General features: G+C 70.5%; 12 protein-coding genes. 8 read left to right on the top strand and 4 right to left on the bottom strand.

Annotation, left to right across the window (positions count from 1 at the left end; all coding sequences use genetic code 11):
• Window positions 1-58: 58 nt before the first annotated feature.
• A complete protein-coding gene (locus AOZ53_RS14595; protein WP_054434645.1) occupies window positions 59-469 on the top strand; it encodes a MerR family transcriptional regulator in 411 nt (136 codons plus the stop codon).
• A gap of 4 nt (window positions 470-473) precedes the next feature.
• On the opposite strand, the gene AOZ53_RS14590 is transcribed toward AOZ53_RS14595, so the two are convergent.
• Complete coding sequence (locus AOZ53_RS14590) at window positions 474-1,445, bottom strand: LysR family transcriptional regulator (RefSeq protein WP_054488298.1); 972 nt, start codon at window positions 1,443-1,445, stop codon at window positions 474-476.
• A gap of 116 nt (window positions 1,446-1,561) precedes the next feature.
• On the opposite strand from AOZ53_RS14590, the gene AOZ53_RS14585 reads away from it, so the two are divergent.
• Window positions 1,562-2,779: an MFS transporter gene (locus tag AOZ53_RS14585; RefSeq protein WP_054488296.1), complete on the top strand. Its 1,218-nt coding sequence runs from the start codon at window positions 1,562-1,564 to the stop codon at window positions 2,777-2,779.
• 88 nt (window positions 2,780-2,867) lie between these two features.
• The gene (locus AOZ53_RS14580; RefSeq protein ID WP_231690616.1) at window positions 2,868-3,467 is read left to right on the top strand and encodes a phospholipase D family nuclease; all 600 of its coding nucleotides are present in this window, start codon (window positions 2,868-2,870) and stop codon (window positions 3,465-3,467) included.
• 20 nt (window positions 3,468-3,487) lie between these two features.
• Here the strand turns inward: AOZ53_RS14580 and AOZ53_RS14575 are convergent, their stop codons facing one another.
• Window positions 3,488-4,387, bottom strand: coding sequence for a LysR substrate-binding domain-containing protein (locus tag AOZ53_RS14575; protein ID WP_054434651.1), 900 nt, complete (start codon window positions 4,385-4,387; stop codon window positions 3,488-3,490).
• Between the two features lie 130 nt (window positions 4,388-4,517).
• Between AOZ53_RS14575 and argH the strand changes: the two genes are divergently transcribed.
• Both argH and AOZ53_RS14565 read left to right on the top strand, forming a co-directional pair.
• Window positions 4,518-6,041, top strand: a complete 1,524-nt coding sequence (gene argH, locus AOZ53_RS14570) for an argininosuccinate lyase (RefSeq protein ID WP_054434654.1) — start codon at window positions 4,518-4,520, stop codon at window positions 6,039-6,041.
• 38 nt (window positions 6,042-6,079) lie between these two features.
• Window positions 6,080-7,057 carry a Bug family tripartite tricarboxylate transporter substrate binding protein gene (locus AOZ53_RS14565; RefSeq protein ID WP_054434656.1) on the top strand — a complete coding sequence of 326 codons (978 nt, stop codon included), beginning with the start codon at window positions 6,080-6,082 and terminating at the stop codon, window positions 7,055-7,057.
• Window positions 7,058-7,117: 60 nt separating this feature from the next.
• On the opposite strand, the gene AOZ53_RS14560 is transcribed toward AOZ53_RS14565, so the two are convergent.
• The gene (locus AOZ53_RS14560; protein ID WP_054434658.1) at window positions 7,118-7,609 is read right to left on the bottom strand and encodes a GNAT family N-acetyltransferase; all 492 of its coding nucleotides are present in this window, start codon (window positions 7,607-7,609) and stop codon (window positions 7,118-7,120) included.
• A 102-nt stretch (window positions 7,610-7,711) separates the two neighbouring features.
• On the opposite strand from AOZ53_RS14560, the gene AOZ53_RS14555 reads away from it, so the two are divergent.
• Together AOZ53_RS14555 and AOZ53_RS14550 are read left to right on the top strand one after the other, a co-directional pair.
• Window positions 7,712-8,638 (top strand): LysR family transcriptional regulator, encoded by a 927-nt coding sequence (locus tag AOZ53_RS14555; RefSeq protein ID WP_054488294.1) that lies wholly within the window; start codon window positions 7,712-7,714, stop codon window positions 8,636-8,638.
• A 259-nt stretch (window positions 8,639-8,897) separates the two neighbouring features.
• On the top strand, window positions 8,898-9,932 hold the full coding sequence (locus tag AOZ53_RS14550) for an AraC family transcriptional regulator (RefSeq protein ID WP_054434662.1): 1,035 nt from the start codon (window positions 8,898-8,900) through the stop codon (window positions 9,930-9,932).
• A 16-nt stretch (window positions 9,933-9,948) separates the two neighbouring features.
• Here the strand turns inward: AOZ53_RS14550 and AOZ53_RS14545 are convergent, their stop codons facing one another.
• The gene (locus AOZ53_RS14545; protein ID WP_054434664.1) at window positions 9,949-10,839 is read right to left on the bottom strand and encodes a LysR family transcriptional regulator; all 891 of its coding nucleotides are present in this window, start codon (window positions 10,837-10,839) and stop codon (window positions 9,949-9,951) included.
• Between the two features lie 156 nt (window positions 10,840-10,995).
• Here AOZ53_RS14545 and AOZ53_RS14540 point away from each other — a divergent pair.
• On the top strand, window positions 10,996-11,425 hold a 430-nt coding region (locus AOZ53_RS14540), incomplete at its 3' end, for an MFS transporter (protein ID WP_156333397.1).

The raw sequence follows: 11,425 nt of genomic DNA, 5'->3' as shown, positions 1-11,425 counted from the left end.
GGGGCGCGGCCCGGCGCCCGCCGGCGTTTCGCCGGCGCTTTTTTTTACAAGGTCAGGAATGAACATCGGGGAATTGGCCCAACGCACCGGATTGACGCCCGCGCGGATCCGCAGCTACGAGAGCGCCGGCCTGCTCGAGACGGTGCCCCGCCCGCGCGATGGCTGCCGCGCCTATCCGCCCGAGACCCTGTTGGCGCTGGCGTTCATCACGGTGGCGGAGCAGGTGGGTTTCAGCCTGGACGAGATCCGGCCGCTGCTGCCGTCGGGTCAGGAAGTCTGGGACCACGCCATGCTGCGGGTCGCGCTGCGGCGCAAGGTCGCCAAGATCGAAGCGCTGGAGCTGCGGCTGGTCCACAGCAAGCGGCAGTTGGTGGCGTTGATGCGGGATGTCGGCACCCGCCCCGATGGCACGACCCGCGAGGCCAGCGCGCAGCGCGTGCTGTCGCGAGTGATGGGCAAGACCGCGTAGCGCTTCAGGCGCGGGCAGGCCGCCTGTCTCGCGCCGGGGCGTCGCGCGCCGGTCCGTCCGCCGGCAGCTCCGCGCCGGCCTGGGCGAAGCGCGCCACCAGGAAATCCAGCAGTTGCCTAACCCGCGGCGCCAGGTAGCGGGTGCCGTGGAACACGGCATGCACGCCGGCTTCGGCCACGCGGTATTCCGGCAACAGGGCCACCAGGCGTCCGGCGCGAATGTCGTCGGCGGCGTCCCAGATGGTCTTGCGGGCGATGCCGCGCCCGGCCAGCGCCCAGCGGCGCGCCAGCGCGCCGTCGTTGGTTTCCCAGGCCTGCTCCAGTGGCACGGTGTAGGTCTCGGGCTGGCCGTCCCGCGCGAAGTGAAAGGTGTTCAAGGGGCCGGCCGCGGTGACCAGCACGACAAACGTGTGATGCGCCAGGTCGGCGGGCGTGCGCGGCACGCCATGCCGCGCCAGATAGTCGGGCGAGGCGCACAGCACGCGCCAGTTGGGCGCGAGCGGGCGGGCGACCAGCGTGCCGTCCTGTGGCCGGCCGAAACGGATCGCGAGGTCGATGTCGTCCTGCAGCAGGTTCGACAGCGAGTCCGACAGCGTCAGCGCGATTTTCAGTTGCGGATGCGCGGCGCTGAATTCATCCAGCCACTGGCTCAGCAGGTGGCGGCCGAAATCGGCCGAGGCCGAGATCCGCAGTTTGCCGCGCACCGCGTTCTGGCCCGCCTGCAGCGCCGCTTCGGCATCGTCGACGGCCCGCAGCGCGATCTCGCAGTGCGCCAGGTACAGCCGGCCTTCGTCGGTCAGTTGCAGCTGGCGCGTGCTGCGGTGGAACAGCCGGGTGCGCAGCGCGGCTTCCAGCTTGATCAGCCGGGCGCTGGCGGCGGCGGCCGACAGGCCCAGCTTGCGCCCGGCCGCGGACAGGCTGCCCAAGGCCGCCGCTTCCACGAATAAACGCATGTCACCCAATCGGTCTGTCGCCATTTCAAATCCAGATTTGAAAGTCATTCAAATTACAGGCCAATTATCAAACAAAACAGCAAGACGCACACTGGCGCCTCTTCAATCGGGGCAGGGCCCCTGGGCAAGGAGGGCGGGACATGGACGGGATTTCCGGGGTGGCGGGCCATGCGGAGCGGCAGGCCGCCGCGCCAGGCTTGCCGATGGCGGCGCTGCTGGCGCTGACGATGTGCAGCTTCATCGCGACCGCCAACGAAACCGTGGCCGCAGGCCTGCTGCCGCAGATTGCGCGGGGCTTCGGCGTGTCGCAGGGCTGGGCGGGGCAGTGGGTGACGGCGTGCGCGCTGGGCTCGGGGCTGGCGGCGATGCCGTTGACGCTCGCGCTGCGCGGCTGGCGCCGACGCCTGGTATTGCTGCTGGCGGTGGCCGGATTCATCGTCGGCAATGCGGTGACGGCGGTGTCGCCGTCTTTCGGGCTGGCGTTGGCGGCGCGCCTGCTGGCCGGGGTCGCCACCGGACTGGCCTGGAGCCTGCTGGCGGGCTACGCGCGGCGGATGGCGCCGGCGTCGTTGCAGGGGCGGGCGATGGCGCTGGCGATGGTCGGCATTCCGCTGGCCCTGGCGTTCGGCGTGCCGCTGAGCGCGTGGCTGGGCGAGCTGGCGGGATGGCGCGCGGTGTTCGGCGCGTTGTCCGGGTTGAGCCTGGCGCTGGCGGCGTGGGTGCTGCGCGCGGTGCCGGACTATCCCGGCCAGGCCGCCAGCCGCCGCCTGCCGCTGAAGCGGGTCTGGATGACGCCGGGCGTGCGGCCGGTGCTGGGCGTGATCCTGCTCTGGATCCTGGCGCACTACACCTTGTACACGTACATCGCGCCGTTCATGGCGTCGCGCGGCCTGGGCGCGCGTGTCGATGCGGCGCTGCTGGTGTTCGGCGTGGCCGCGCTGGGCGGCATCTGGTTCACCGGGCTGTGGGTGGACCGGGGCCTGCGGGCGCTGGTCCTGGCCAGCCTGGGCGGATTCGCGCTGGTGGCCCTGGCGCTGGGGGCGGGATGGGCGCAGGGCGCGGCCGTGTACGTCGCGATCGCGCTGTGGGGCGCGAGTTTCGGCGGGGCGCCCACGCTGTTGCAGACGGCGCTGGCGGATGCCGCGGGCGAGGGCGCCGAGGTGGCGCAATCGATGCTGGTGACGGTGTTCAACCTGGCGTTCGCCGCGGGCGGGGCGCTGGGCGGGGTGTTGCTTGAAACGGCGGGCGCGCAGGCGCTGCCGCGCGGCATCCTGGTGTTGCTGGCGTTGGCGATTGCGGTGGCATGGCGCGCCAGGGTCCACGGCTTCAAGCCTGGCCGGCGGCGGGCGGCGCGTTGAGCGGCGGCGCTGGAGTACAGTACGCCAGCGCCGCCGCCCTTCGTGCCGTGACCGGCAAGGCGCGCCACTTCCTTCCTGGATGATTGCCGTGAACTTCCGCCTGTCTGTCTGCGCGCTTCTGGCCGCGCTGGTTCTGCTGCCCGTGGGGCCGGCCATGGCCAACCGGCCGACGCCCGCGATCCCGCCCACGCCGCCGATCGCGGTGCCGGCGGCCGGCACGCTCGAAGTGGGCTTTTCGCCCGATGGCGGCGCCGAGCAGCTGGTGTTGCGGGTGATCGCGTCGGCCAGGACCGAGCTCAAGGTGCTGGCCTACAGCTTTTCCAGCCCCGCCGTCACGGCCGCGCTGGTGAAGGCGGCGCGACGCGGCGTGGCGGTGACCGTGCTGGCCGACTACAAGCGCAATCTCGTCACCGACCACAGCGGCAAGGCGCGCGAGGCGCTGGCCAGGCTGGTGGAGGCGGGCATCGATGTGCGCATGGTGTCGACCTTCCACCTGCATCACGACAAGGTGCTGATCGCCGACCGCGAGACGGTGGAGCTGGGCAGCTTCAATTTCGTCGATTCGGCGGCGCATCGCAATTCCGAGAACGCGCTGGTCAATTGGAACAATCCGGCCCTGGCCGAGGCCTATCTGGCGCATTTCGAGCGCAACCTGGCGCTGTCGGAACCGTTCCGCGCCAAGGAGTGAGCGCCGGCGCTGCCGGCGTGCTAACGCGCCGCCGCGGGTCGTTGCAGCGCCGCGAACGTCTCGCGCACGCAGTCGGCCATGCGCCGCGCCAGCGTGTTGACCGGGTAATGCTCGGAGGTGACGGCGTAGCTGTGGAACTCCACTTTTTCCGAGAACGGGATTTCGCATAGCTCGGCGATGCCGAGCGCGCGCGGCACCACCGGGTTGACGATGGACACGCCCAGCCCCTTGCCGACCATGCTGCAGATGGTGGTGGCGTAGGGCGTTTCGATCGACAGCACGCGGGCGTCGTCGGGAAAGTGGCGGTCGATGGCGGCGCGGTTGAAACTGCCGGCCGGCAGCGAGATGAAATCCTGGTCGCGGAAGTCGGCGGGCGTCAGCATGGCCTTGGCCGCCAGCGGATGCGCGCGCGGCACGATGGCGGCGCCGTGGGTGGTGTCGATGCGCTCGTAGCGCAGTCCCGGCAGGTCGGTGTGCAGCGAGCAGAAGCCGATGTCGCAGACGCCGGTGGCCAGCCATTTGGCGACGGCGTCGGAGCCGCCCGTATTGACCACCACCGGGATGTCCGAGTGCTTGTGCCGGAACAGGCGGATGGCGTCGGGTAGGACGCATTGGGTGATCGAGCCGACCGCGCCGACCCGCAGCAGGCCGGTGCCGCGCCGGCGGATCGAGCTGGCGCTGTCGTTGAGCGATTCCAGGCCGATGAAGGCGCGCTCGACGTCGGCGTAGAAGGCCTCGGCCTCGGGCGTCGGAATGATGCGGGTGCCGACGCGCTGGAACAGCACGAATCCCAGCGCTTTTTCCAGTAACGCGATCCAGCGGCTGACATTGGGCTGCGAGGTATGCAGCAGGCCGGCCGCGGTGGTCATGGAGCGCGTCATCATGACGGCGCGGAAGGCCTCGACTTGTTTGAAATTCATGCGTTCGACGGTCCGGAGACGAGCGGGTCAAATCATATCATTTTTGTATTAGAAGTCGTAAGAATCTGATTTGACGTATGAATTGGCCCGGCAGGAGACTACGGTTTTCCTTGCTTCCCTCCGGACCGATATGGAATCCAAAGTCAGCGCCCGTCTCAAGCAACCCCTGGCCAGGGAGGTGCTGGAGCATCTCTTCCTGCCGCGCCTGAATCGCGAGTTCTTCGCCAACTTCGACATGCTCACGCAGATCAACCTGGCGCACCTGCTGATGCTGCGCGAGCGCGGCATCGTCGATCACGACGCCGCGCGGCGGCTGGCGCGGGCGCTGCTGCAAATGCAGGCCGACGGCCCGCACGCGGTCGAGCTGGACGCGGCGCGCGAAGAGGCCTACTTCAACTACGAGGCGCACCTGATCAAGGCGGTGGGGCAGGAGCTGGGCGGCCGCCTGCATACCGCCCGCAGCCGCAACGACATCGGCGCGACCATCGACCGCATGCGGGCGCGCGATTTCACGGCGCGCATCGGCAGCGCGCTGATCGGCGTGTCGCGCGCCGCGCTGGCGCAGGCCGAGCGCTATGCCGATTGCGTGATGCCGGGCTACACCCACATGCAGGCGGCGCAGCCGATCACCTACGGCTATTACCTGTCGGCGCTGGTGGATGCGTGGTCGCGCGACATCGGCCGGCTGGCGCACGTGCTGGAGACGGCGGACGCCTCGCCGCTGGGCGCCTGCGCGCTGGCCGGCACCTCGTTCCCGATCGACCGCGACAGCACCAGCGCGCTGCTGGGCTTCAGCGGCCCGCTGGCCAATGCGCTGGACAGCGTGGCCTCGCGCGATTTCGCGCTGGAACTGAGCGCGACGCTGTCGATCATGATGATCACCTGCAGCCGCATGGTGCAGGACTTCTACATCTGGTCGACGCCGGAGTTCGGCTATCTGTCGTTCCCGGACAGCATCGCCAGCACCTCCAGCATCATGCCGCAGAAGAAGAACCCGGCGGTGCTGGAATACCTGCGCGGCAAGACCGGCCACCTGATCGGCCTGACCAGCGCGGCGCTGTCGACGGTCAAGTCGACCCACTTCACCCACTCGGGCGACAGCAGCCGCGAAAGCACCCGCACCTGCTGGGAAGCCTGCGAGGAAGCGCTGAAGGCGCTGGAACTGATCCAGTTGCTGGTCGAGCAGGTCGCGCCGAACCGCGAACGCATGGTGGCGCGCGCGGCGGATGACTTCTCGACCGTGACCGACCTGGCGGACCTGTTGGTGCGCCAGGCCGGCGCCTCGTTCCGCGACGCGCACCACATCATCGGCGCGGTGGTGCGGCAGGCGCTGGAGCAGGGCTTGCCGGCGCGCGCGATCCCGCCGGCGATGATCGCGGCGGCGGCCGAGCAACAGCTGGGCCGGCCGGTGGCGCTGGCGGCCGATGACATCGCCGCCTGCCTCGACCCGGTGCGCAACGTGGCCGCGCGGCTGTCGCCGGGCGGCCCGGCGCCGCAATCGGTGCGGGCGCACCTGCGCGAACAGCATGCGGTCCTCGACGCGCGCCAGGCGTCCATCGATGCCGCCCGGCAACGCGTCGCCGACGCCCGCGAGACGCTGCAACGGCGCGCCCACGCGCTGGTTCATCAGGAAAACGGCATGGCCGCCGCCTGAGGCGCCGCCGTATAAATCAAACCAAGGGGAATTCCATTATGTTCAAAGCACTGCCCAAACTCGCCGTGGCGCTGGCCGCCGCCCTGAGCCTCAACCCGGCGGCCCGCGCGGCGCCGGTCTATCCCGCCAAGCCGATCACGCTGGTGGTGCCGTTCGCGCCGGGCGGCACCGTCAATCTGATGGGACGCCTGCTGGCCAACCGCATGTCCGAGGCATTGGGACAGACGGTGATCGTCGAGAACAAGCCGGGCGGCGGCGGCAGCATCGGCGCCAACTTCGTGGCCAAGGCGGCGCCGGATGGCTACACGCTGCTGCTGGCGACGATGGGGCAGCAGTCGATCCTGCCGCTGATATCGAAGAACCTGCCCTACAACGCCGACAAGGACTTCGCGCCGGTGGCGCTGTTCTCGACCGTGCCGAACGTGCTGGCGGTGTCCAGGGACGCGCCGGCCAAGACGGTGGCCGAGCTGGTGGCGTACGGCAAGGCCAATCCGGGCAAGCTGAACATGGCCTCGGCGGGCATCGGCTCGGTGAACCACCTGACTGGCGAACTGTTCATGTTCCGTTCGGGCGCCCGCTTCGAGCACGTGCCTTACCGCGGCGCGGGGCCGGCCACGTCGGACCTGCTGTCGGGCCAGGTGCAGGTGCTGTTCGCCAACCTGCCGAACGTGCTGGCGTACGTCAAATCCGGGCAGGTGCGGGTGCTGGCGGTGGCCAGCGACAAACGCAGCGAGTCGATCCCCGACATCCCGACGCTGGCCGAGGCCGGCGTCAAGGATGCGGTCGTCGAATCCTGGTACGGCGTGATGGCGCCGACCGGCACGGACCCGCAGATCATCCGCAAGCTGCAGGACACGGTGATCGCGATCGCCAACGACAAGGCGCTGGTGGGGCAGCTGGCGGAGCAGGGCGCGGTGCCGTTCCCGGGCGGCAGCGAAGACCTGGCCAAGCTGTCGGCCGAGGAAACGCGGCGCTGGAAGCAGATCATCGACAGCGCCAAGATCCAGCTGGATTGAGGCGGGGCGCCAGGGCCCCGCGCCAGGCGGCCGGTTGCGCGCAACCGGCCGTTTTGCGTTCTACAGCGTCATCACCATTTCATGCCAGGCCATGCCGCCATGATCGGACGGCGACGGCCGCACGTACTGGTAGCCGAGCTTGCGGTACAGCGCGACGTGGCGCTCCTTGCACATCAGATGGATGGTCTGCTTGCCGAGCCCGCGGGTCTGCTCGACGAAGGTATCCATCAGCCGCGTGGCATATCCCTTGCCCTGATGGGCGGGGTCCACCACGACCGACATGATCACCACGTTGGGGGCGGCGGGATCGTGGCCCACCAATTCCTTGAAGGCCTCGTCGGCCATCACCACCTCGCGGGCGCAGCCGCTGTTGATGAAGCCGACGATGACGCCGTCCTCCTCCAGCAGCAGGAAACCCTGCGGATACCGGGCGATGCGGGTGGCGATCTTGGCGTGGGTGGCGGCTTCGTCGCCTTCGTAGGCGGTGCTTTCGATCTCGAAGCAGCGGTCGGCGTCGGCGGGGGTGGGGGCGCGGAAAGTCAGGACGGGCATGAGGGGCGGGAAGGCGGGCCGCCCAGGATGGCGGCAAAGCCGGTATGGTAGCGGCTCGATAAAATGCATGCACTGCATTGTTTTCAATAGGGAGTGCATGCCATGCATGAAGCGCTGCGCCGCCTGGATATGAATCTGCTGCTGGTGTTCGACGCGCTGGTCCGGCTGGGCAGCGTGGCCGCCGCCGCCGAGGAACTGGCGATGAGCCCGTCGGCCTGCAGCCACGCGCTGACGCGGCTGCGCGGCGCGCTGTCGGATCCGCTGTTCGTGCGCTACGGCAGCGGCATGCAGCCCACGGCGCGCGCCCAGGCGATGGCGCCGGTCATCGGCCAGGCGCTGCAGGCGCTGGGCGGCAGCCTGGACGGCGCGCGGCCGTTCGCGCCGGCGGACAGCACCCAGGCCTTTGTCTTCGCGGTCACCGACTACACGGCTTACGCGGTGTTGCCGGCGCTGGCCGAGCGCCTGCGCACCCTGGCGCCCCGGCTGCGGCTGCGCGCGGTGTACTCGACCCGGCAGGATTCCTTCGACGACCTCGCGGCCGGACGCGCGCATTTCGCGCTGGGGTTCGACGAGGGGCCGGTGGCGCTGCCGGAAGGCGTGCAGGCGCGCGATGGGTTCACCGACGACTACGTGGTGGTGGCGCGCGAGGATCATCCCGAGGTTCGCGGCAGCCTGTCGCTGGCGCAATACCTGGCGGCCAGCCATCTGGCGGTGAAACCCTGGCGCGAGGGGCGCGGGGTGATCGACGGCGCGCTGGAACGGCAGGGGCTGCGCCGCCAGGTGACGATGGAGCTGCCCAGCCTGCTGGCGGCGCCTTTCATCGTGGCCGGTTCCGACCTGCTGGCGACGTTGCCGCGGCGGCTGGCGCGGCGCCTGGGGCCGGCGGCGCGCCTGGCGGTCTATCCCGCGCCGTTCGCGGCGCCGGCCTATACGCTGAAGGTGCTGTTCCATGCGCGCCACGCGGGTATTCCCGGGCATGACTGGATGCTGGAGCAGGTGCTGGCGGCGGCGCGCGAGACGGATGAATGAAAAAAAGCGCGCATTCCCCGTGAGGGGAATGCGCGAAATGCTTTGCGGCGCGCGCCGGGCAGTCCCGGCGCGGCGCCCCGCTGGCATGCGGTACTTCGGCCCGAGTCCGCGTACGTCTTGCGGAATCTCCTGGCAAGCTTAGATACTGTTAGTCTCGTGGCTATACCGTGCGTCTCAGTTTTTGGTGGGTGACGCCGGATTTACTTTTTGTCATATTCGGCCCCCCGAGTCCGCGCCATCCGCGCGGCAACCCGCAAGCATGAACCCGAGTGCTTACCCCGCCGGCCAACCGCCGCGCCTGCCGTCCGAGATCGCCCACCATCATTTCGATGTGGCGGCGCAGGCGCCTGAGCGCCGCCTGCTGGCCTGGCGCGACCAGGTCGGGCACGTGGTCGACGTGCTGCCCAGCCGCGACGCGCTGCGTCAGCCTTTCAATGCGTCCATCGACCGCTACCGCGCCGGCCGGCTGATGTTCACCGATTGCCGTTCCGACGCCATGCAGCTGGAACGCTCGCTGGTGCGCATTTCGCGCGACCACATCCGGGATTTCGCCCTGCACGTGTTCCTGGAGGGCGGGGTGGACGAGCTGGCGGTGCGCAATGGGCCGCGGCCCGCCGCCGACGGCGCCGCGGCGCGGGTGGTGGCGGTGGACCTGGGCCAGCCGATGCGCATGCGGCGCCAGGCCTGCCGGCTGCTGACGCTGTTCGTGCCGGCGGACCTGGTGCAGGAAGTGTTTCCGGATCCGCAGGCGATCCACGGCCGCATGCTGGGCGACGCCACGCCGCTGGCGCGGCTGGCGATCCGGCAGGCGGCGGCGCTGGGGCAATCGGTGCGCGGCCTGGGCCTGGCGCAGGCCGAGGCGGACATCACCGCCTGTGCGCGCCTGCTGCTGGCCGCCTTCGGCAAGGACGCGCGGCTGGCGGGCAATGCCCGCGCCGCCGGACGGGCGGCGATGTTCGCGGAGGTGCGGCGCTACATCCAGGCCAATCTGCACCAGGCCGGCCTGACGCCGGACTCGGTGATCCAGGCGCTGCGCCTGCCGCGGCCGACGGTGTACCGGCTGTTCCAGCACGAGGGCGGGCTGGGCGCCTACATCCGCCACCTGCGGCTGCGGCTGGCGGCCGAGGAACTGGTGCGCTATCCGCACCTGGGCGTCATGGAAATCGCCTATGGGCTGGGGTTCGGCAGCGCCTCGGACTTCGCCCGCGCGTTCCGCCGCGCCTACGACATGCCGCCGCAGGAATTCCGCGAGCAATCCTGGCGCTGGCCCGAGCGGGTCACGTTGCGGGCCTGAGCGGCGCCGCGCGGGCTCACGCCGCGCACACCTGCCGCACGCATTCGCGCAGCCAGCGGTGCCCGGGATCGGCGTCCATGCGCGGATGCCAGAGCATCGAGACCGTCAGGCCGGGCGCTTCCACGGGCAGCGCGAAGCTGTGCATGCCGGCGCGCAGGTTGGTGGTGTGGCGCTCGGGCACGCTGGCGATCAGATCGGAGGCGCGCGCCAGGGCCAGCGCGTCGGAAAAGCCGGCGACGATGACCGTGATCTCGCGCGCCAGGCCGAGCGCGTGCAGCGCCTCGTCGATCGGGCCCTTGTCCAGGCCGCGGCGCGAGACCAGCACATGCTGGCCGGCGGCGTAGCGCGCCGCCGTGACCTTGCCCTTGGCCAGCGGATGGCCGGCCCGCACCACGCCGATGAAGCGATCGCGAAACAGCGCCCGGGTGCGGATCTCGGGGCTGCTGGCGGCGCCGATCACGCCGGTTTCCAGGTCGGCGCTGCCGTCGCGCAGCGGCGTGCTGTCCTTGTCGGGCTTGGGCACGAAGCGCAGCCGCACGCCGGGCGCCTCGCGTTGGGCCAGGGCGATCAGCGCCGGACCGAAATACTCGACGAAGCCGTCGCTGACGCGCAGCGTGAAGCCGCGCGACAGCCGCGACGGATCGAGCAGTTCCGCGGGGCGCAGCACGGCCTGCGCCTCCTGCACCAGGCGGCTGACCGGGTCGCGCAGTTCCTGGGCGCGCGGAGTCGGCACCAGGCCGCGGCCGGCCCGCACCAGCAGCGGATCGCCGGTGGTCTCGCGCAGCCGCGCCAGCGCCCGGCTCATCGCCGAGGGGCTCAGGCGCAGGCGGCGCGCGGCGCGCGCGACGTTGCCTTCGGTGAGCAGCACGTCGAGCGTGAGCAGCAGGTTCAGATCGGGGCGGGACATGGCGCGACGGTAGCACGGCGCCGCCGTGAGATGGCGTCAAACGCACGAATAAAGTGCAAATGCTGCGCCTTCCGCCATGGGCGCGGCAGTCCTACGCTGGCGGTTGGGCTGTTCCGGCGCGTGCCGGATGGCCATTTCCAACCGCTACGGACCTTCATGTCGCAATCGCTTCCGCATTCCTCCGCCCCGGCCGCCCGCGCCGTCGCCTGGCCGCTCGCCAGTCTGGCCCTGTCCCTGTTGCTGGCGTCGCTGGGCACCAGCAGCGCCAACGTCGGCCTGCCGACGCTGGCGCGCGTGTTCGACGCGCCGTTTTCCCAGGTGCAGTGGATCGTGCTGGCCTACCTGCTGGCGATCACGCTGTGCGTGGTCGGCGCCGGCCGCCTGGGCGACCTGATCGGCCGGCGGCGCCTGTTGCTGGCCGGGATCGCCGTGTTCACGGCGGCCTCGGCGCTGTGCGGGCTGGCGTCCTCGCTCGGGCTGCTGTTGGCGGCGCGCGCGCTGCAGGGCGCGGGCGCCGCGGTGATGATGGCGTTGACGATGGCGTTCGTCGGCGACCTGCTGCCCAAGGAACGGACGGGCAGCGCCA

Source organism: Achromobacter sp. 2789STDY5608621 (assembly GCF_001299375.1).
Taxonomy (GTDB): Bacteria; Pseudomonadota; Gammaproteobacteria; order Burkholderiales; family Burkholderiaceae_B; genus Achromobacter; species Achromobacter insuavis.
This window is presented reverse-complemented; position numbering and strand designations above follow the sequence as displayed.

Coding starts and splice junctions, on each gene's coding strand:
- AOZ53_RS14555 (WP_054488294.1), top strand. CDS start 7,712: ATGCATGAAGCGCTGCGCCGCCTGGATATGAATCTGCTGCTGGTGTTC.
- AOZ53_RS14585 (WP_054488296.1), top strand. CDS start 1,562: ATGGACGGGATTTCCGGGGTGGCGGGCCATGCGGAGCGGCAGGCCGCC.
- AOZ53_RS14550 (WP_054434662.1), top strand. CDS start 8,898: ATGAACCCGAGTGCTTACCCCGCCGGCCAACCGCCGCGCCTGCCGTCC.
- AOZ53_RS14590 (WP_054488298.1), bottom strand. CDS start 1,445: ATGGCGACAGACCGATTGGGTGACATGCGTTTATTCGTGGAAGCGGCG.
- AOZ53_RS14575 (WP_054434651.1), bottom strand. CDS start 4,387: ATGAATTTCAAACAAGTCGAGGCCTTCCGCGCCGTCATGATGACGCGC.
- AOZ53_RS14565 (WP_054434656.1), top strand. CDS start 6,080: ATGTTCAAAGCACTGCCCAAACTCGCCGTGGCGCTGGCCGCCGCCCTG.
- argH (WP_054434654.1), top strand. CDS start 4,518: ATGGAATCCAAAGTCAGCGCCCGTCTCAAGCAACCCCTGGCCAGGGAG.
- AOZ53_RS14545 (WP_054434664.1), bottom strand. CDS start 10,839: ATGTCCCGCCCCGATCTGAACCTGCTGCTCACGCTCGACGTGCTGCTC.
- AOZ53_RS14595 (WP_054434645.1), top strand. CDS start 59: ATGAACATCGGGGAATTGGCCCAACGCACCGGATTGACGCCCGCGCGG.
- AOZ53_RS14560 (WP_054434658.1), bottom strand. CDS start 7,609: ATGCCCGTCCTGACTTTCCGCGCCCCCACCCCCGCCGACGCCGACCGC.